At 34.0% G+C, this 19,293-nt stretch carries 20 protein-coding genes and 1 pseudogene; 13 read left to right on the forward strand and 8 right to left on the reverse strand.

Annotated elements, in window-relative coordinates:
- Positions 1 to 9: 9 nt before the first annotated feature.
- Complete coding sequence (locus HMPREF2580_RS04640; RefSeq protein ID WP_070830706.1) at positions 10 to 2,580, forward strand: DUF2309 domain-containing protein; 2,571 nt, start codon at positions 10 to 12, stop codon at positions 2,578 to 2,580.
- A gap of 115 nt (positions 2,581 to 2,695) precedes the next feature.
- Positions 2,696 to 3,064, forward strand: coding sequence for a Na-translocating system protein MpsC family protein (locus HMPREF2580_RS04645; protein ID WP_002445221.1), 369 nt, complete (start codon positions 2,696 to 2,698; stop codon positions 3,062 to 3,064).
- A gap of 42 nt (positions 3,065 to 3,106) precedes the next feature.
- On the opposite strand, the gene HMPREF2580_RS11990 is transcribed toward HMPREF2580_RS04645, so the two are convergent.
- Positions 3,107 to 3,352: a hypothetical protein gene (locus HMPREF2580_RS11990; protein WP_080981431.1), complete on the reverse strand. Its 246-nt coding sequence runs from the start codon at positions 3,350 to 3,352 to the stop codon at positions 3,107 to 3,109.
- Positions 3,353 to 3,687: 335 nt separating this feature from the next.
- Between HMPREF2580_RS11990 and HMPREF2580_RS04650 the strand changes: the two genes are divergently transcribed.
- From HMPREF2580_RS04650 to HMPREF2580_RS04670, 5 genes are all read left to right on the forward strand, one after another.
- Positions 3,688 to 4,365, forward strand: a complete 678-nt coding sequence (locus tag HMPREF2580_RS04650; RefSeq protein WP_070830708.1) for a phosphatase PAP2 family protein — start codon at positions 3,688 to 3,690, stop codon at positions 4,363 to 4,365.
- Between the two features lie 24 nt (positions 4,366 to 4,389).
- Positions 4,390 to 5,241: a patatin-like phospholipase family protein gene (locus HMPREF2580_RS04655; RefSeq protein ID WP_070830710.1), complete on the forward strand. Its 852-nt coding sequence runs from the start codon at positions 4,390 to 4,392 to the stop codon at positions 5,239 to 5,241.
- A gap of 129 nt (positions 5,242 to 5,370) precedes the next feature.
- On the forward strand, positions 5,371 to 6,099 hold the full coding sequence (locus tag HMPREF2580_RS04660; protein WP_070830712.1) for an alpha/beta hydrolase: 729 nt from the start codon (positions 5,371 to 5,373) through the stop codon (positions 6,097 to 6,099).
- Between the two features lie 37 nt (positions 6,100 to 6,136).
- A complete protein-coding gene (locus HMPREF2580_RS04665; protein ID WP_070830714.1) occupies positions 6,137 to 6,385 on the forward strand; it encodes a hypothetical protein in 249 nt (82 codons plus the stop codon).
- Positions 6,386 to 6,539: 154 nt separating this feature from the next.
- Entirely contained in the window at positions 6,540 to 7,868 is a 1,329-nt protein-coding gene (locus HMPREF2580_RS04670; protein ID WP_070830716.1) for a sodium-dependent transporter, read from the forward strand.
- Between the two features lie 85 nt (positions 7,869 to 7,953).
- On the opposite strand, the gene HMPREF2580_RS04675 is transcribed toward HMPREF2580_RS04670, so the two are convergent.
- Both HMPREF2580_RS04675 and HMPREF2580_RS04680 read right to left on the reverse strand, forming a co-directional pair.
- Complete coding sequence (locus tag HMPREF2580_RS04675; RefSeq protein ID WP_070830718.1) at positions 7,954 to 8,502, reverse strand: hypothetical protein; 549 nt, start codon at positions 8,500 to 8,502, stop codon at positions 7,954 to 7,956.
- A 121-nt stretch (positions 8,503 to 8,623) separates the two neighbouring features.
- Positions 8,624 to 9,163: a pentapeptide repeat-containing protein gene (locus HMPREF2580_RS04680; RefSeq protein WP_070830720.1), complete on the reverse strand. Its 540-nt coding sequence runs from the start codon at positions 9,161 to 9,163 to the stop codon at positions 8,624 to 8,626.
- Positions 9,164 to 9,489: 326 nt separating this feature from the next.
- Here HMPREF2580_RS04680 and HMPREF2580_RS04685 point away from each other — a divergent pair, with 326 nt between their 5' ends.
- The 4 genes and pseudogenes from HMPREF2580_RS04685 to HMPREF2580_RS04695 all read left to right on the forward strand — a co-directional run bounded on the left by HMPREF2580_RS04685 (position 9,490) and on the right by HMPREF2580_RS04695 (position 12,996).
- A complete protein-coding gene (locus HMPREF2580_RS04685) occupies positions 9,490 to 10,398 on the forward strand; it encodes a PLP-dependent cysteine synthase family protein (RefSeq protein ID WP_070830722.1) in 909 nt (302 codons plus the stop codon).
- The gene (locus HMPREF2580_RS04690) at positions 10,391 to 11,536 is read left to right on the forward strand and encodes a bifunctional cystathionine gamma-lyase/homocysteine desulfhydrase (RefSeq protein ID WP_070830724.1); all 1,146 of its coding nucleotides are present in this window, start codon (positions 10,391 to 10,393) and stop codon (positions 11,534 to 11,536) included. The genes HMPREF2580_RS04685 and HMPREF2580_RS04690 overlap by 8 nt, the downstream gene beginning before the upstream one ends.
- Before the next feature lie 70 nt (positions 11,537 to 11,606).
- Positions 11,607 to 11,681 (forward strand): annotated as a pseudogene (locus HMPREF2580_RS12440) (hypothetical protein); the annotation flags it as partial.
- A gap of 310 nt (positions 11,682 to 11,991) precedes the next feature.
- Positions 11,992 to 12,996 carry a LysM peptidoglycan-binding domain-containing protein gene (locus tag HMPREF2580_RS04695; RefSeq protein WP_070830726.1) on the forward strand — a complete coding sequence of 335 codons (1,005 nt, stop codon included), beginning with the start codon at positions 11,992 to 11,994 and terminating at the stop codon, positions 12,994 to 12,996.
- Between the two features lie 69 nt (positions 12,997 to 13,065).
- Here HMPREF2580_RS04695 and HMPREF2580_RS04700 read toward each other — a convergent pair whose 3' ends face one another.
- Together HMPREF2580_RS04700 and HMPREF2580_RS04705 are read right to left on the reverse strand one after the other, a co-directional pair.
- The gene (locus HMPREF2580_RS04700; protein WP_070830728.1) at positions 13,066 to 14,568 is read right to left on the reverse strand and encodes a glycosyltransferase; all 1,503 of its coding nucleotides are present in this window, start codon (positions 14,566 to 14,568) and stop codon (positions 13,066 to 13,068) included.
- A 216-nt stretch (positions 14,569 to 14,784) separates the two neighbouring features.
- Positions 14,785 to 15,057, reverse strand: a complete 273-nt coding sequence (locus HMPREF2580_RS04705) for a hypothetical protein (RefSeq protein ID WP_002445247.1) — start codon at positions 15,055 to 15,057, stop codon at positions 14,785 to 14,787.
- A 179-nt stretch (positions 15,058 to 15,236) separates the two neighbouring features.
- Here HMPREF2580_RS04705 and HMPREF2580_RS04710 point away from each other — a divergent pair, with 179 nt between their 5' ends.
- Positions 15,237 to 15,626: an NUDIX hydrolase gene (locus HMPREF2580_RS04710; RefSeq protein WP_002445248.1), complete on the forward strand. Its 390-nt coding sequence runs from the start codon at positions 15,237 to 15,239 to the stop codon at positions 15,624 to 15,626.
- Between the two features lie 15 nt (positions 15,627 to 15,641).
- Positions 15,642 to 16,109 (forward strand): GNAT family N-acetyltransferase, encoded by a 468-nt coding sequence (locus tag HMPREF2580_RS04715; RefSeq protein ID WP_002445250.1) that lies wholly within the window; start codon positions 15,642 to 15,644, stop codon positions 16,107 to 16,109.
- A gap of 110 nt (positions 16,110 to 16,219) precedes the next feature.
- On the opposite strand, the gene HMPREF2580_RS04720 is transcribed toward HMPREF2580_RS04715, so the two are convergent.
- The 3 genes from HMPREF2580_RS04720 to gltC all read right to left on the reverse strand — a co-directional run bounded on the left by HMPREF2580_RS04720 (position 16,220) and on the right by gltC (position 19,156).
- The gene (locus HMPREF2580_RS04720; protein ID WP_070830730.1) at positions 16,220 to 17,011 is read right to left on the reverse strand and encodes a YibE/F family protein; all 792 of its coding nucleotides are present in this window, start codon (positions 17,009 to 17,011) and stop codon (positions 16,220 to 16,222) included.
- Positions 17,008 to 18,120 (reverse strand): YibE/F family protein, encoded by a 1,113-nt coding sequence (locus HMPREF2580_RS04725; protein WP_070830732.1) that lies wholly within the window; start codon positions 18,118 to 18,120, stop codon positions 17,008 to 17,010. Before HMPREF2580_RS04725 ends, HMPREF2580_RS04720 begins: the two co-directional genes overlap by 4 nt.
- Before the next feature lie 154 nt (positions 18,121 to 18,274).
- A complete protein-coding gene (gene gltC, locus HMPREF2580_RS04730; RefSeq protein ID WP_070830734.1) occupies positions 18,275 to 19,156 on the reverse strand; it encodes a glutamate biosynthesis transcriptional regulator GltC in 882 nt (293 codons plus the stop codon).
- Between the last annotated feature and the right edge of the window lie 137 nt (positions 19,157 to 19,293).

Below are 19,293 nucleotides of genomic sequence, written 5' to 3' on the forward strand. Positions count from 1 at the left end.
AGAAAGGTTATGACTCAACATCAACAAGATATGAATGAAATAGTATCACGTGCCAAACGTGTCATTACCCCCTTATCACCAATTTCAATTTTTGCAGCTCGTAACCCGTGGGAAGGTCTCGAGGATCGTACATTTGATCAGGTTGCACTGTGGTTAAAAGATGTCAGAGATATTGATATCTATCCCAATCATGCTTCTATTCAAGCAGCAATTGATAAAGGGGAAATTGATACTGAAGTATTTGATGACATTTTAAAGAGAGAGTTAGATACGTATGACAGTTCGCTTTCTGAAAATGAAATACTTTCATATATCAATAATGCTAAAAGTGTGCCATATATGAGCGAAGATGATTTCTCTGAAGAAGATCATGCAAAATTAGAGAAATGGGTAAAACACAATTTCAAAGAATTTGAAACTACAAAGATTGTGAGAGCGAAGAGTGCCGACCGTCTAAACGTACATGGTGAGACACTTATCGATATTTTGGATGCACATATGATTAAATGGTCAAAATTATATATTGATGGTTTTCAATCAAGTTGGACGATGCCTCTACGTGATAAAGGTTTTTATACTGCATGGTTACACTTGGCCCAATATGATCCAATGTTTAAGAAGGAACAACGTCAAAAAATTAAAGGATTACCACACAATGCGAATGAAGCGATACACCAAGCATTTAAACAGCTAGCAATTAATGAAGAAAATCAGCAAGCGTATATAGAAAGTCATTTATTATCACTTCCTGGTTGGGCGGGGATGATGTACTATCGTTCAGAGAAAAATGAACATGAAAAAAATTTACTTACCGATTATGTTGCTATTAGATTGTCTATGGAGGCATTGCTCCTTAACAGTCAATTTGATACGACTTCGGCCCAACCTTTTCATATTAAAAAGGGCTTAGAGTTACTCCGTTCGTTGTTATTGAATAGTCAAATGACAGTTGATGAATGGTTAGACTTACCTGAGTCAAAACAACATGATTATTTAAAATTAGTTCAAACGTTTAACTCAGCATATTTTCAAAAACTGTGGCTTGAAGCATGGGAAGAAACGCATGAACGCGAATTAGTTGAAAAAATTTATGATTCATCATCTGAAGCCAATGATAAGCAATCAACACAAGTTCAACTAGCATTTTGTATTGATGTACGCTCTGAACCTTTTAGACGTCATTTAGAAAGTGAAGGTCCTTTCGAAACAATAGGAATTGCTGGGTTCTTTGGATTACCGATTCAGAAAGAAGCACTTGATGAGCAATTTACGCATAATTCTTTACCAGTTATGGTAGAACCTGCTTATAAAATTAAAGAATACGCTGAACGCCACGAGTTAAATATGTATAACCAACAACAACGTTCGGTTACATCGATGTTTTACACGTTTAAACTTATGAAGCATAATGTGTTACCAAGTTTATTATTACCTGAATTAAGTGGACCATTCTTAAGTATTAGTACGATCGCTAATACAATTTTACCGAAAAAAGCGTATCAATTTGTCAATCGTTTTACGAAAAGATGGCTTCGCAAACCTGAAGCAAAATTAACAATTGAACGAGAACATGGACAATATTCTGAATTACCTGTTGGATTTACGTCAGAAGAACAAATTCAGTTCTCCAAAAATGCACTACAATTGATGGATTTAACGAAAGATTTTGCACCGCTTGTCGTTTTAGGAGGTCACGGAAGTGAATCACATAATAATCCGTATCATGCAACTTTAGAATGCGGTGCTTGCGGAGGGGCTTCAAGTGGATTCAATGCAAAATTATTAGCTACGATGTGCAATATGCCATCCGTAAGAGAAGGTTTAGCTCAAGAGGGTATTCAAATTCCTGATGAAACGGTCTTTATTGCTGCTGAACACAAAACATCAGTTGACGATCTAGAGTATATTTATGTGCCGGAATTAACCGAGGCTGCACAGCATGCATTTGATGAATTGAAGGCAGCAATGCCAAAAGTAAGCTATAAAGCAAACTTAGAACGATTAGCTCATTTGCCAAGTATAGATCGCCATCATAAAGACCCTGTTGGAGAAGCCCGTCGCTATGCGAGTGATTGGAGTGAGATACGCCCTGAATGGGGATTAGCTAAAAATGCAGAATTCATTATTGGTAAGCGAGAAATTACTGAAAATAGTGATTTAGAAGGGCGTGCGTTTCTACACAATTATGATTGGTCTAAAGATAACGATGGCCAAATATTAAATACGATCATTTCAGGCCCTGCATTAGTTGCACAGTGGATAAACTTACAATATTATGCATCAACTGTTGCACCTCATTTTTATGGAAGTGGGAATAAAACTACGCAATCTGTTACATCAGGCGTTGGTGTGATGCAAGGAAACTCTAGTGATTTAATGTATGGGTTGCCTTGGCAATCTGTAATGGCTGGTGATAATGACATGTACCATTCACCCATACGACTACTCGTTGTTATTCAAGCGCCTGATTCACACATTCAACGTTTGCTCAATGAAAATAGTCATTTCCGTCAGAAAGTAGATCATCATTGGGTAAGACTTGCAAGTATCGATGAGCATAACAGCTGGAAAGATTGGTAATTCTAGCGTCGTTCATCGAAAATGCAAAAAAATGATCACCTAAAATAAGTAGATTTCGGAAATATCTAGAATAATGTTAAACTATAGATAATCAAGAAATAGGAGCAGTCTAGGTATGAAAAAGACTAAAGGTATTTATGAAGCCGAAATCAGTAAAGCCATTACGCAGTGGGAAAAAGACTTTCTAGGAAGAGGTTCGTTATCTGTAAAGACGGATATTTTGCGTGATATGGTCATTATCAATTTGCAAGGTATATTAACGCCAGCAGAATATCGTGTATGTAAGACAAATGAAGGTTTGTTAAATATCAAACGCACACGTTCTGAACTTGTTGAATCAGGCCAAGAAGATTTAAATAATATTATTTATGATTTAATAGGGTTAAAAGTTGTGAGCTTTCATAGTGATTTAAGTACCGTAACTGGTGAACGTGTGATTGTCTTTAAGTTAGAAGATAATTTTGAAAAAAGAATGAACCAATAAGTTAAAGATGACAGTGCTATCCATGGGGTAGTACTGTTTTTATTATAGATGGAGTAAATAATTGAAATATACAATTAAGCGATAACACACGCCCATTAAATTAGGAATAATGACCATCGTGGCTATTAACTTTTCAGATTTGAATGCAAATACACATAAAAGGATAGGTATAATATACAGAATAAATAACCATAATAGTAAAGTATCAAAATTAGGATGGAAAGGTATGAAAAATCGGATAAGTGTGATGATGAGGGCAATATAAATGAGTATTCTCCTATCTTTCAAAGTCCGTCCTCCTTATGTCGACATCAGTGTGTGTCATAGATATAAGCTACATTATACATTAAAATATATGCGATATGTATGAAATTTTATTGTTAAATGAGTGTCTGGTGGTTAATTTGATTCGAGGGACAGTTTGAAAAAGGAAATCATTTGAATTTGGTGTAGAATGGGAGACGATAAATAATTGTTAGAGTAAATTGATTGATAAAGTGTAGCTTAAGGCGCATGATTTTGTTAGACAATAGTGTGATTTTAACAAGTGATATGAAGTGCGTTTAAAGCGTGAATAAGAAGTTAATCCTCTTCTGACACAACGTAGAGAAACAGGTGTTAATATGGAGTATGAAAAATTAGGTTCTGCAAAAATAACAATTCCATTATTTATTATCGCATTTATTATTTTTAGTTTTATGATGAGTGGCGTTTTGACGCATAGTCATTTTCTGAAAATGATAGATATGTCCTCTTTAGAATGGTTTACACACTATTTTGGTAACCCGCAGAGGATATATAACGACGGCCTATTTAATTGCTATATGACGTTTTGTGCAACCATTGGTGATGTAAGTGCAATACTGAAATTGACGCTCATCCTCGTTGTACTACTATTTATTTTTAAAAATAAATCTCAAGCAGTTTGGGTATTGTTAGTAATGACGACAGGTACGTGGATAAATTATTTGATTAAACAAACCGTGGGAAGACAACGCCCGTTGAGTCATTTAAACATTGATTCAGGCTTGTCCTTCCCTAGTGGTCACTCAAATGCGAGTACCTTATTCTTTATTATCATCGTGATTGTAGTTATTCCGATGTTAAAAGGAAAAATTGCTCAAATACTTGTAGCTACAATCTCAACAATGTTATGGATAAGCATTTTGTTCTGTAGAATGTATTTTCACGCACATTACTTTTCAGATGTCATTGGTGGCGTGAGTTTAGCTGTATTATGGGTATTACTCTTTATAATGGCTTATCCTTTATTTACTTTATGGAGAAACGATAAAAATTAAAGTGATTTAAGGAGATTGGATAATATGGAAAATGATAAAGCACTGGTACTAGGTGGCGGTGGTATTACTGGTATGGCATGGGAAGCTGGCGTGCTAGCAGGTTTAAATGATAGCAATATTGATGTATCTACAGCAGATGCAATTATAGGCACTTCAGCTGGTTCATTTATAGGTGCTGTATTAGCGAATCAAGAGGATATGAAATCATATTATTTAGAATTACCATCACAAATTAGTTCGGATGATCGTGGTGCGATGAGTTCAGATTTATATCGCCTCTGGCAAAATGCATTTGTCGTTGGTAAAGATGATCCTGTCAAAGTAGGACAGATGCTAGGTGATATCATCTATACACACCCTTCTAAATTACCTCTCGATAAACGTATGCATGCCATTAGACAGCGCTTAGGTAATGTAGAGTGGACAGATAATCTAATTATTACTGCGATTAATGCTAAATCAGGTCAACTTGCTACATTTAATGAACAAAGTCACATTGCATTAGAAGAAGCGGTTGGAGCTAGTGGAGCTGTTCCAGGTTTATGGCCACACATTCGTGTACTCGAGCAAGATTGGATTGATGGAGGAATGACGTCACCAGCAAATGCAATGATTGCCAAAGATTTCAAGAACATTATGATTATAGCGCCATTAGCTGATGGCTACGGTAATCTCCCTAGTGTGAAAGATGATGCGAAAGTGTTAGCTGAAAATAGTAGCGTCATAACCATCACGCCTAATAGCGAAAGTCAAAATGCTATTGGAGAGAATATTTATAGTCCTGACAATATAATTGATATCGGGCATGCTGGATATGAACAAGGTATGCAAGTCGCAAAAGAAATCAGACAACATCATCCTGCTTGGATTGAGTAGTCAATTTTAATTACAAAATTGTCCGGTACGCAATGCTCAGAATGAGTTGAAGGTTTTGAGACTGCCTTCTTAGTGAAGGGGGTCTTATTTTAAAAAAAATAGCAATTTAAGTAGGAGTGAAATACAGAAGTGAAGATTAAAGCACCTCAATCAATTTATTTGAAAGGAGATCGTCATCAAGCGATACTCTTGTTACATTCATTTACAGGTACTGTGCGCGATGTGAAGCATCTAGCAACCACGTTAAATTCGCAAGGTTTCACGTGTTATGTTCCTAATTATCCGGGGCATGGTTTGCCCTTAGATCAATTTACACAATATGATATTGATGATTGGTGGAATGAAGTTAAAGATGCTTACCATTTCCTAGAAAATGAAGGTTACCAACATATCAGCGCAACAGGTGTTTCTTTAGGAGGTTTATTCACTCTTAGATTGGCCGAACAATTTGATTTAGAGCGTATCGCTGTCATGTCTGCACCACATAAAAAAGGTGAAAGTGGCATTGCTAAAAGAATTGAAAAATACGGACAAAGAATGAATCAAATTTTAAACTTTGATGATGAAGAACAACTTAAACAAATGAATACGATTCACGACTACAATCATCAAATCGAACTATTTCAACAAGTTATTGATGATATCATGATACATCTTGAAGACGTTAAAGTGCCAAGTAAGATGATGTATGGTGAGCAGGATGATGAGGCGTATGCCCTAAGCGCACAATTTATTTATGATCATATAGGTAGTAGCAATAAAGAATTGAATTCCTTTGCGCAATGTGGTCATCTCATGACACATGGTAAAGGACGAGATGAGTTAGAACATGAAATTGTTCAGTTTTTTAAACAATAAATAATTAAATTTATCATTTTTAGAGGAGATGAAGCTTATGAAACGTACTTTTTTACTCACTTATACAACTATTTCAGGTAAAACATATACTGAATTTAAAACTTTTGAAAATGGCCCCGATTACGACACATGTGTGCGACGTATTATAGATGAATTTGATGAATTACCATACCTTTTTATTAAAAAAGATGTTGTTCATTATATTAATGTAGATCACATTGAAAGTTTAGATATCGAAGAAGTCTCTGAAGGTCAAAATATAGTTTATGGATTGAACGATGAATAAAATGATTTCGAAATATGGAAGTCTTACAAACATTTAAAAATAATTAAATCTAATTATTCTGACAATCTATAGGCACATTGCACTTAAAATCAACTCATGATAAAGTGGGATTTAAGTATAAAAACACTTTAGCGCTTTAAAGGGAGTTGGTAATGTGAGTAATCAATCACAGTGGAAGACATCTACCGGTTTTATCCTAGCTAGCGCAGGTTCTGCAATTGGATTAGGTGCAATGTGGAAATTCCCGTACATGGCTGGAATATATGGCGGTGGCGCATTCTTATTTATGTTTTTGATTTTCACAATATTTGTAGGGCTTCCGTTATTAATTATGGAATTTACTGTAGGGAAAATGGGGCGCACATACACGACCCAAATTTACAGTAAATTAACTGGTAAAAAATGGCTAAATCTTATTGGATGGAATGGGAATTTAGCTGTATTTATATTATTTGGTTTTTATAGTGTTATCGGTGGTTGGATTATTATTTATATGGGCAATGTGATTTTACAAGCACTTTCTTTTAAATCCATTTCCTTAACTGATATTAAATTTGAAGAAATTATTAGCAATCCTTGGCTCACAGTACTAGGGCAAGGAATTTTTATCTTTTTAACAATGATTATTGTGATGCTCGGTGTTGAAAAAGGTTTAGAGAAAGCATCAAAGATTATGATGCCTCTATTATTTATATTTTTATTAATTATAGTGGCTAAATCTTTAACTTTAGACGGTGCGCTAGAGGGCGCGCGCTATATTTTACAACCGAGATTACACGACATCTCAATGCAAGGTATTTTATTTGCCTTAGGACAGTCTTTCTTTACTTTATCTCTAGGTACAACTGGTATGATTACTTACGCGAGTTATGCCCCTAAAGAAATGACGATTAAATCTTCAGCAGTTTCAATTGTTATAATGAATATTTTAGTTTCTGTGCTAGCAGGTTTAGCAATTTTTCCTGCTTTAAAAACTTTCGGTTATCAACCTCAAGAGGGTCCAGGGTTACTATTTAAAGTTTTACCTTTAGTTTTTAGCCAAATGCATTTTGGGGCAATTTTTTACTTCATCTTTTTAGTATTGTTCTTATTTGCAGCATTAACATCTTCCATTTCATTATTAGAGTTAAATGTTTCAAACTTTACTAAAAATGATAACCGTAAACGTAAACCTGTTGCCTTAATAGGGAGCTTATTAGTATTTGTCATTAGCATACCGGCGACACTTTCATTTAGTAGTTTAAGTGGTGTGAAATTTGGGGCAGGTACGATTTTTGATAACATGGATTTTATCGTTTCAAACATTCTCATGCCTTTAGGCGCTTTAGGAACAACATTAGTTGTTGGTCAGTTATTAGATAAAAAGCTGTTGAAAGAAAACTTTGGCAAAGACAAGTTCAAATTATTTTTACCTTGGTATTATCTTATTAAATTTGTAATGCCAGTAGTGATTATATTAGTATTTATCGTTCAATTAATATAAAGTTTAGATGCAAAAAATTTAAACGCCAAAAATAATAGCTCTAAGACTTTTTTCTCATTTGAGAAATCGTCTTAGAGCTTGTTTTTTAGTTAAAGTAAGCATCAAGATATTCTTTATCTAATTTGAGTAATTCTACGAAATCATCTGACATAATTTCTTCGCTTAACTCAATATTTTTATCTAGGATAAAATGTGCTAATTTTTCATTTTCGTCACTGGAATCAAAGAAATTTTTAGCATTATCAACGATATCATCATCACTGTAAATGATGAGTGCTCTACCATAAGGTAAATCACGTTTGCCACGTTGGTATGCGGGCTCCAATAAACTCATCACTTTAGCGCCATCTTTATAGTTAAATGCCACGTCTAAGTCGCTCTTTACTTTATCGTTAATGTTGGATAAACGTTCTTTTTCAGGCTGGTTATCTGGGCGGAATTCATCTTTTAGATAATCTTTCCAGTCACTTAAACTATTTTTGATCTTTTGTTCTAACTTCACATTCTCGTCTGATTTTTTATTCTCACTTTGTTTCAGTTTCTCAATATCTTGTTTAATTTCATCAAATGAAATTAAATCTTCTTTAGTTAAATTGCTCTTATCGAATTCTTCATAATGACCTGTGACATTCATATTAGGTTCTCCTTCGTCATCTTGATATTACTCTATTAATTACCCCGTTGCCTTCTAGATATAAACATAATTAAGTAATGCATTAAGTTAAGAGAATATCATAATGAGTTGGATGTACAAGTTATTTTGAAGGGTGTACGTTATCTAATTCAACTCGTTGTTTTTGTAATTCGTCTATAAGTTTTTGAGGCATTGAAGCGTTTCTTATAGCTACATTGTCAAATGCACAATTTTTAAATTTTACATTTTCAAAAGTGGCATTGTCGACTTCAATATTTGTAAATTTAATGTTCTTAAACACTGTATCTGTCATTTTGACGTTGCGAGCGAGGTTGTCTTCGAATAATATATCTTGAAATGTAAGATTATTAAGAACTGTTTCATCAAATGATGTATTTACAAAGGTTGAATCTTTGTATAAATCTTTATAAAAATGGACGCTTTCAAAGATGCAATTGTTAAATCCACATGTAATGAATTTAGTATTAGAAATGGCTTTAATATTTTTGAAAATGCCTTCGTTAAAATTACAGTTTTTGAAACGACTTTTGTTAACTTCTAATTCGTCATACATTGAATTTCTGAAATTTGAAGATGTATGGCGAAGGTTTTTAAAGTTTTCCTTCGTAAATACAGATAAAGATAAGTCCTGTTTTGTCATAAATAATAATCTCCTTTAGCCTAATTATTGGTATCAAATTTTGCTCTCAATAATGTAGTCAATGTATATTCATTTATTAGTATTCATGACTATGATAACATGTTGACCATTTATTCACATACGATTGAAGTTTAATAGGATTTATAAAAATTTTATAACTAGTAAATGCGTTTATATGATTCGTTTTCACGTATTTCATTCATTTTAGAAAATTGCAAAAGCGAACAGTTTCAGTTATAATTCATACCTGTTAAGTAAGAATTATAAAGATAGAAAGTAGGTTATGTTCAAACCACACATCATGCGTTGGTTGAACAAGATAAATTATGATTGCTTATGACTTGATAGGGCAAACACCACTTGTATTATTAGAAAGCTTTAGTGATGAAAATGTAAAAATATATGCCAAATTAGAGCAATTTAATCCAGGTGGCAGTGTGAAAGATCGATTGGGTAAATATTTAGTAGAAAAAGCTATTGAGGACGGGCGACTCAAAGAAGGTGGCACCATTGTCGAGGCTACTGCTGGAAATACTGGTATTGGACTTGCAATTGCTGCGAACCGGTACAAGGTTAAATGTGTCATTTATGCGCCGGAGGGCTTTTCCGAAGAAAAAATTTCAATTATGAAAGCATTAGGTGCAGATGTAAGGCGCACACGTAAAGCTGACGGTATGATTGGTGCACAAAAAGAAGCTAAAACATACGCTGAAAAATATGATGCTTTATATATGAACCAGTTTGGCACTGAAGATAATCCGGGTGCGTATACACATACATTAGCTAAACAACTTACAGACCAACTACCTCGTATTGATTATTTTGTGGCAGGTGTAGGTTCTGGAGGCACGTTTACTGGCGTGGCACAACATATGAAACATTATAATGTTAAAAATTATATTGTTGATCCTCAAGGTTCTATTTTAAATGGCGGTCCGATGCATGCCCATGCAACAGAAGGTATTGGTGCAGAAAAATGGCCCACATTCTTAGAAAAGGATTTAGTAGACGGAATATTTACAATTACAGATAAAGATGCATTTAATAACGTAAAACTGATTGCCAATAAAGAAGGGTTATTAGTAGGGAGTTCTTCTGGCGCTGCATTACAAGGTGCTTTAGAACTTAAGAAACGCATTAACGAAGGCGTTATCGTCACAATCTTTCCAGATGGTAGTGATCGTTATATGTCAAAACAAATTTTCAATTATAAGGAGCGTAACGACAATGAATAAAAAAACGCAAATGATTCATGGTGGACATACTACAGATAATTACACAGGGGCAGTAACAACACCGATTTATCAAACAAGCACGTATTTACAAGATGATATCGGTGATTTAAGACAAGGATATGAGTATTCACGTACAGCAAATCCTACGCGTGCTTCATTAGAGAGCGTGATTGCTGATTTAGAGCACGGTAAACATGGCTTTGCATTTGGTTCAGGTATGGCTGCGATCAGTGCAGTCATCATGCTTTTAGATAAAGGGGATCACTTAATTTTAAATTCAGACGTTTACGGTGGCACATATCGTGCATTGACTAAAGTATTTACACGTTTCGGTGTAGAAGTGGACTTTGTTGATACAACTCACATCGAAAATGTAGAAAAATACATTAAGCCAGAAACTAAAATGTTATATATAGAAACACCTTCAAATCCACTTTTACGTGTCACTGATATTAAAGCGTCTGCTGAGATTGCTAAAAAACATAATCTAATTTCAGTTGTAGATAATACATTTATGACGCCTTATTATCAAAATCCTTTAGACTTTGGCATTGATATCGTATTACATTCTGCCACAAAATATATTGGTGGACATAGTGATGTTGTGGCCGGTCTAGTTGCTACTGCTGACGATGAATTAGGAGAACGTCTTGGTTTTATTTCTAATTCAACAGGAGGCGTACTTGGACCGCAAGATAGTTATTTATTAGTAAGAGGGATTAAAACATTAGGTTTACGTATGGAACAAATTAATCGTAATGTGGATGGTATTGTAAAAATGCTACAAAGTCATCCATCAGTTCAACAAGTGTTCCATCCAAGTATTGAAAGTCATTTGAATCATGATATTCACCAATCTCAAGCGAGTGGTCATACAGGCGTCATCGCATTTGAAGTTAAAGATACAGAAGCTGCTAAACAAGTGATTCATGCAACACAATATTTCACTTTAGCAGAAAGCCTTGGCGCAGTTGAAAGTCTTATTTCCGTGCCGGCACTAATGACACATGCTTCTATTCCTGCAGATGTACGTGCTAAAGAAGGTATTACTGATGGTTTAATTCGCTTATCCATCGGTATTGAAGATACAGAAGACTTAGTGAATGATTTAGAAGCTGCTTTAGACACATTAAAATAGAATTTATATTTTGCGAGCTATCCTTACTTTTGTGTGAGGGTAGCTTTTTTAGTTGGGAGAGATGTTATAAACTGCACGTGCATTATCGGACGTTGATATTTCAGTTATCAATAATGGTGTTGCTACTAAAGCCGGGAAAGATCCGATTTACTCAATTCATTTTGTATTTAGGAAAACTTTTTAAATAGAAGAAAAATTATATTCGAAAGGGTGCATAACTGAATTGAAGGGTATAATTTACGAATTTGTAATACAAATGACATTGTAATTCAAGAGAATGTATATTAATTTTAATAGGTATAAGACATCTTAATGGAGCCCTATTATTTAAAAGTAATAATATTTGTAATCAGAATGTCATCAAACGCAAACATCGTGTACATAATTTAGGAGTATAATGTGCGTGTATTATAAAATTCGGGGATAGAAAAAAGACAAGTAGAGGAGGATTTTAAGTGCAAAAAAAATATATTACTGCCCTTATCGGAACAACTGCAATTAGTGCATTAGCAACTACGCAAGCGCATGCGGCTACAACGCATACAGTAAAAAGTGGAGAATCAGTATGGTCAATTTCTCACAAATACGGAATTTCAATAGCTAAATTGAAATCACTTAATGGCCTAAAATCAAACTTGATTTTCCCTAATCAAGTACTTAAAGTATCTGGATCATCGTCTAATAAAACAAAATCTAGAGCTACATCTAATAGTGGTTCAGTATACACTGTTAAAGCAGGAGACTCATTATCATCTATTGCTGCTAAATATGGCACAACTTATAAAAAAATCATGCAATTAAATGGTTTGAATAATTATTTAATATTACCAGGTCAAAAATTGAAAGTATCTGGTTCAGTATCAAATTCGTCAAGTAGCTCTAAAGCTAGTAAACCGAAAAGTACTGGTCGTACTTCAACGTATACTGTTCAATATGGTGATTCATTATCATTAATTGCAAGTAAATACGGCACTACATACCAAAAAATTATGAGTTTAAATGGACTTTCTAATTTCTTCATTTATCCTGGACAACAATTAAAAGTGCCAGGTGGTGGTAGTGGAAGTTCAAGTAATTCATCTGCTGGTAAATCAACTTCAAGCGGTGGTTACTATACACCTGTTTTCTATCATCAAAACCTATACACTTGGGGACAATGTACTTGGCACGTATTCAACCGTCGTTCAGAAATTGGGAAAGGCATTAGCACATATTGGTGGAATGCGAATAACTGGGATAATGCAGCAGCTGCAGATGGCTATACAATCGATTACAATCCAACAGTAGGTTCAATCGCTCAAACTGATGCTGGTTACTATGGACATGTTGCGTTTGTAGAACGCGTAAATAGCGATGGTAGTATTTTAGTTTCAGAAATGAACTGGAGTGCAGCACCTGGTTACATGACATATAGAACAATTCCAGCATATCAAGTTAGAAATTATAAATTTATTCACTAAATAAATACGTTAACAATAGATTAAGCTGACGTGGATATTTCATCCATGCCAGCTTTTTTAGTGTTTTTTCTATAATAGATTGAACGTTTGGAGTAGATGTTGATAATTCTTAACTGCTGCTGAATATTTCAACTTATCTTGATTTTTTACATGTTGCATAGGATTTTCGATAATATCTACCATATGTTGAGCTAAACTATTGATATTATTCCTTTCGATTAAATAACCATTCTTTCCGTGATTGATAATTTCATTAGGACCGTAACGGACATCGTAGGATAACACAGGACAACCTACTTCAATACTTTCCATTATCGTTAAACCAAAGCCTTCGTATTTACTTGTTAATAAAGAGGCTTTTGATTTTCCAAATTCCACAAGAGGTTTTTTAGTATAATTTGAAATTTTCACCATATCTTCAAGTTGGTATTCTGAAATTAAGTCTTTCATCATTGCTAATTGATGATCTTCGTCTTTACCAAATAAATATAGCTTTGTTTGATGGCCACTTTCTAAAAATTTTTGATATGCTTTAATTAAATGATCCAATTGTTTTTCTTTTACAAATCTTCCTATATAAATAAATCGGTCTTCTTTAATCGTATTTGTTTCAACATTTCTTTGATTCAACTCTATAAAATGAGGGATTAGTTCAAATCGTTCATCTTCAATAGGATAAACTTCTTGAATATCATGCATTTGTTGATGTGTCAGCACAATATATTTATCAATATGCGCACTATGTTCTAAAGCATATTTGTAAGATTTCTTAGTTTTGTCGCCAGATAAATGAGAGCTATGAAAAACAAGTATGTTTTTAGTTTGATGCGTTTGTTTGATGAGTGGCGCATCTAAAAATCGCGCATCATTAAATACAATATCATTATCTTTAAAACGTGCCTCGAAATAATACTGTGCGAGGGCTTTATCATTTTTAAATGTTTTATAGATTTTTTTACCTTTGTATAATTCTATCCCATTGATTTTATTTTTCTCATTATTATGAAAATATCTTTTACAATACATGAAACCTTTAGGATCGATGAGTTTATCGCTATGTCTTAAAGAAGAATCACTATAATAAAATATCTTTCTATGAAGTTGACCAAATAAATTATATTCATGACGTTCGTACTTTAAACCTGTTGAAGGAGAAATAAAGTCTTCATATTGTAATACATCTGATTGACCATAATATTTACGAAATTGCACATACGTGTTGTCATTATAATAATGGACGTAGCTTTGGTTTTTACCAAATTCATGTTTTAGCCCTTTAATTTTACGTTTAGTTTTAATGTATTTAGGATTTTTGGTTATTAATGTTTTCGGAACTTTAAATAACTCGAAATTTGAAAGCCATTCATACATATTTTCAAACTCTATATTTTGGGTAATTTTATTTTCCTTTAAAAAATGCTTATAGACACTTGGATAATTGCCGTAATAATTTGTAGTGAGAATCTTAGTCGGTAAACCAAATTCTTCGTCAATAAGTTTGATACGTCGTAATAAAGACTGTGTTCTCCCACCATGGGACATAGGGAGTGTTGTTGTTACTGTGTAAAGCATGCAAATATCTCCTTTAATAGTTACCATCATAGAGTTTTATATGTTTCAAAGATAGATTATTTCACATATTAAAGATTTTTATGAAAATTACAAGTAATTTGAATAAAAAAAGGACGAAATAGAAATCACTTTATTATAAATGATTTCAATGTTTCGTCCCTTAAAATATATCTAAAATTGAAACGATTCGAGTCTTAAGCGATTCGGTTCAACAATTTACTGATATTCATCTTTAACTTTACGGAAGCTTGTAAATAAGCGTAAACCGTTAATTGCGAAAGAAGTAAGTGCGCCTAATTTACGTAGCTTAGATGGTGATTTTACAGATACATAAAAGTCTATAATTGTACCAATTGCACTTAATCCTAGTGATAAATATACTAATTGTTTATTTTTAGCATCATGACGGATACCGTTGTAACCATCAACGATAAAACCTGCCATATTGAATAAGTTAGATAAACGCGCTGCGCGAGTTTCTTTTGCCATAAAAAATCCCCTCCAATAGTCATCTTACATATAAAGGCTGAGACATCATTGATTATCTCAACCTCCTTTAAAATTATGAATTTTAAACTCTATCACTTTATGATTTAATATATGATAACATATTACTAAATATATTAAGCTTTTTGAAGTAATAAAGAATAGGGTAGGTCGCTTGTGAAATGATTAAATGTGTATGTTTAGTAGAAGAAAAAGATGACAAAATCTTACTTGTTCAAGTTCGAAATAGGGAAAAATATTATTTCCCGGGTGGTAAAATTGACGATGGTGAAAGTTATGTTGAAGCATTGCAACGCGAACTCAAAGAAGAGTTATGTTTAGATTTAGCTGAAGAAGAACTGGAATTTATTGGTACTGTCGTAGGGGAGGCATACCCACAACCAGACACACGTACTGAATTGAATGGATTTAGAACGACGAGATCGATTGATTGGTCGAAGGTAACTACAGATAATGAAATTACGGACATTCAATGGTTCGATATTAAAGATACAGAATATATTGCTCCTGCGGTAATCACTTGGATTAATCAATTTTCGAAAAAGGATTAGAAACTAGGAGGACTCATGTACATAAAAGCGTATAAGCCAGAACTGTATCATCAAGTTGCAAATTTAGAAGTTTTAGAGAGTGACTCGAAATTTACTAAAACGCCACTTGAAAATATAAAATCAGCACAAGAAGATGCTGATAGACATCCTACTTTAGTTATGAAAGATGGTGTATGTGTGGCCTTTTTCACTTTACATGAAGGGGATGGTCCTAAAGATTATACTGATAATTCTCAAGCCATTTTCTTTAGGTCGTTTAGTGTCGATCAACGTTATAGAGGTCGTGGCATTGGCAAGAGGACGATTGAATTATTACCTAGTTATGTGAAAGATTGCTATCCGCATATTAATGAAATTACGCTGGCGGTAAATACTGATAACAAAAGAGCGATTGATTTATATCAACAAGCGGGTTATCAACATACTCATGATAGTGAGTTGGTTGGCCGTCCCGTTCACGTGATGACACTAGATTTGAAATAAAATATGACAATACACAAAACCCCACCCTTCATGATGTGTAACCTATGAAGTTAGATTTTAGTCCAACTTTTGAGGCCGGTACATCATTAAGTGGTGGGGCATTTTACATGTTAATTATGTTCAGAATATTGTGTTGTAGTGTGGTTCTGATGTTTTTTACGTTTAATCATAAATGCTGTAACCCATGCTGTAATAGGAATGCTGAGTGCCACTGCGATGCCTCCAAGTAATATCGAGACGAATTCTTGCGCGAAAATTTTGGAATTGATGATATGACCAAATGAATAATGTAATTTGAAAAACCAGAAAAATAAAGTTAATTGTCCGCCAAAATATGCTAAGTAGATGGTATTAGCTGACGTTGCTAAAATTTCTCGACCTACACGCATACCTGACTTGAATAATTGTCCTTGATTCAGTTCTGGATTGGTCTCACTTAATTCATACATAGGTGAACTAATTGTAATAGCTAAGTCGATGACAGCAGTAATTACTGCTAAGACAATTGTGAAAACCATAAATTGTACCATGTCGATTCCTATATTCATTGAATATACATATGTTTCGTCTTGTTGTTCAGTTGCAAATCCTTGAAGGTGTCCCATTTTTACGGAAAGAAAAATGACTAATATTAATATTAGAGTTGTGACAATAGTACCGATAAACGCCGCTTGAGTTTTGACATTATAGCTGTTTAACACAAAGAGATTCACTGCAGCAATGACGATACAGAAGACAAAGGTTACTAAGTAAATGGGCACACCAAAAATAATTAAAATGATACTAACAATGAGTATAATGAAGTTTAAAAATAACGTGAAGAATGAGACGAGCCCTTTCTTACCCCCGAAAATAATCATTAGCACTAATAGTAATAATCCTAGAATTGTTATTGCGCTCATTGTTTAGCACCTCGCATTTTTAGCCAAACTTCCATTAATGCAATCGTAATAGGAATGGTTAAGACAATGCCGATACCCCCGGTCATCGCTCTAGCTACTTCTAGTGACCAGTTCATTGAAATGGTATACGTAATGGTGTTAGCATTTTTCAAATAAATAAGGAACATTGGTAAGCTACCAGATAGGTAAGAAAAGAGTAAAATATTCGTCATCGTTCCCATAATATCTTGACCGATATGACGTCCTGCTAAAGCCCAACGTCCCATCGTGATATCTGGTGTGCGTTGGAGGATTTCATACATTCCACTAGAAATCGTTATAGCGACGTCCATGACGGCACCTAATGTCCCGATTAAGACGGAAGCGAGAAAGACTTCTTTAGGTGGGAGTGTAAGGAAGGTCATTGTTTCGTATTTAATGCCATTACCTCCAGTCAATTGAATAATCAATTCCGTAACTCCGACGCAAAGAAATGTTCCGATAAGCGTACTTACGATTGTCACGAGCGTTCGCATATGCCATCCGGTAACCAGTAGCAATGTGAAGGTGGTCGAGACGATAATCGCAAAGGTCATTAATAGGAATAAGCTTATTTGGCCATGTTGATTATGTATATATATTGCGCCGATGACAGCAATGGTATTAATAATAAGTGACAATATAGATTGTAAACCGACCTTTTTACCCACAATTAATACAATGAGAAGGAAAAGTCCTGTTATTGCGACAACTAAGCCATCTCTTTTTTTCTCAATAATGTTAGCGTCATTCGGTTTTTTAGAAATATGTAGTAATACTTTGTCATTTTTAGAAAATGCTTCCGAATCGGCTTGAGACTTTACATATTGATGGTTAATCGTTGCTGACTGGCCTTCAAATTTACCATTTAGAATTTTTAAGGTGAGTTTTTCTTTATATTTAATATCTTTATTATGTTGTTCATCCGTTACCTTTTCTGAATGAATTGGCGTGACGTTCGTGATTTTCCCTATAGGCATATTGTAAAATTTATCGTTAAAACACGTAAAAATAAATAAGCTAAGGAAAATAAAGCAGAAAGCGACAATCATCCATGTGAAAGGTTGTTTAAATAAAGTCTTGAACTGCATGTTAAAACCTCAATTCTCAATTTAGTATATTAAATTGACATAGTGATTATACGCCCAATAGTAACTGAATACAAAAATTTGTGAAATAAGACCATTTAAATTTTTATCTCAATTTACCAAAAAAGCGCGTAATAAACGCTGTTACTATAATTAGCTAAAATTGAGCTGTCTGATTCATCATAGTATGAATGAATTGCCACATGAGGTCGATATCTGTTTTTTTATTATCATATTTAGAAATTGCGCACATTGTTCGCTTTAATTCGGTGTGCGAAAGAGGTATGTACGTCCAATCTTGATGAGAAGGCAGGTGAATGTTTTGGTTGCAGACGACGAAACCTTTATTTTTACGTAATATATATTGCGCAAGTTGTTTATTGGATACGACATACACATGTGATTTAATCAAATATTCTAGTTTATTTTTTATAGAATTTGAGAAAGGCATTAAGCAGTATAACGGTTTGTTCTCAAATTGCGTTAATGGCGGTTGAGTAGTCATTGCAATTGGATGATCCTTGGGCACATACATATGATAATTTTCTTCAAATAGAGACGTTGTATGTAGCTGAGACTGCGCAGAAACCTCTTTGGTTAACTCTACAAATCCTATATCTAATTGCCCAGATACCACTTGTTCTACAATATCTTCGTGAGTCATCAATTGTGGTGTAGCAAGACTCTTGCTTTGTTGTTCAAATGTTTGCACGAGTGGCAACATCATTTGTGACACATCACTTTCCTCATATCCGATATAAATGGTTCGCTGATCTGTAGAGGATTGTTGTTTGAATAGTTGAATGGTTTTATCTAGTTGGTCCAGAATTTGAGTGGCTTCCGATAAGAGTTGCTTACCTTCTGCAGTAAGAATGATGTTTCGGCCACTTCTTTTGAAAAGGGTCACATTCAATTCTTTTTCAAGTTGTGCAATCTGACGACTGATGGCAGACTGAGCGATGTTTAACTCCAGTGCTGCGTCAGAAATATGCTCTCGTCGTGCAACTTCCACAAAGTATTTAAGTTGTTTCATTTCCATGATGTATACCCCCTCTTTATAAATGACAAAAAATTCTGAAAAGAAAAATGATATAAATACATTATAGCAGTATGATGTGAATTTGTTCTAATTTTTAGATGAGTCTTATCTAATTTATATATTGAACAGATAAATAT

The sequence above is a fragment of the Staphylococcus sp. HMSC036D05 genome (assembly GCF_001836225.1).
GTDB lineage: Bacteria > Bacillota > Bacilli > Staphylococcales > Staphylococcaceae > Staphylococcus > Staphylococcus caprae.

Coding starts and splice junctions, on each gene's coding strand:
- HMPREF2580_RS04640 (WP_070830706.1), top strand. CDS start 10: ATGACTCAACATCAACAAGATATGAATGAAATAGTATCACGTGCCAAA.
- HMPREF2580_RS04645 (WP_002445221.1), top strand. CDS start 2,696: ATGAAAAAGACTAAAGGTATTTATGAAGCCGAAATCAGTAAAGCCATT.
- HMPREF2580_RS04650 (WP_070830708.1), top strand. CDS start 3,688: ATGGAGTATGAAAAATTAGGTTCTGCAAAAATAACAATTCCATTATTT.
- HMPREF2580_RS04655 (WP_070830710.1), top strand. CDS start 4,390: ATGGAAAATGATAAAGCACTGGTACTAGGTGGCGGTGGTATTACTGGT.
- HMPREF2580_RS04665 (WP_070830714.1), top strand. CDS start 6,137: ATGAAACGTACTTTTTTACTCACTTATACAACTATTTCAGGTAAAACA.
- HMPREF2580_RS04675 (WP_070830718.1), bottom strand. CDS start 8,502: ATGAATGTCACAGGTCATTATGAAGAATTCGATAAGAGCAATTTAACT.
- HMPREF2580_RS04680 (WP_070830720.1), bottom strand. CDS start 9,163: ATGACAAAACAGGACTTATCTTTATCTGTATTTACGAAGGAAAACTTT.
- HMPREF2580_RS04685 (WP_070830722.1), top strand. CDS start 9,490: ATGATTGCTTATGACTTGATAGGGCAAACACCACTTGTATTATTAGAA.
- HMPREF2580_RS04690 (WP_070830724.1), top strand. CDS start 10,391: ATGAATAAAAAAACGCAAATGATTCATGGTGGACATACTACAGATAAT.
- HMPREF2580_RS04700 (WP_070830728.1), bottom strand. CDS start 14,568: ATGCTTTACACAGTAACAACAACACTCCCTATGTCCCATGGTGGGAGA.
- HMPREF2580_RS04705 (WP_002445247.1), bottom strand. CDS start 15,057: ATGGCAAAAGAAACTCGCGCAGCGCGTTTATCTAACTTATTCAATATG.
- HMPREF2580_RS04710 (WP_002445248.1), top strand. CDS start 15,237: ATGATTAAATGTGTATGTTTAGTAGAAGAAAAAGATGACAAAATCTTA.
- HMPREF2580_RS04715 (WP_002445250.1), top strand. CDS start 15,642: ATGTACATAAAAGCGTATAAGCCAGAACTGTATCATCAAGTTGCAAAT.
- HMPREF2580_RS04720 (WP_070830730.1), bottom strand. CDS start 17,011: ATGAGCGCAATAACAATTCTAGGATTATTACTATTAGTGCTAATGATT.
- HMPREF2580_RS04725 (WP_070830732.1), bottom strand. CDS start 18,120: ATGCAGTTCAAGACTTTATTTAAACAACCTTTCACATGGATGATTGTC.
- gltC (WP_070830734.1), bottom strand. CDS start 19,156: ATGGAAATGAAACAACTTAAATACTTTGTGGAAGTTGCACGACGAGAG.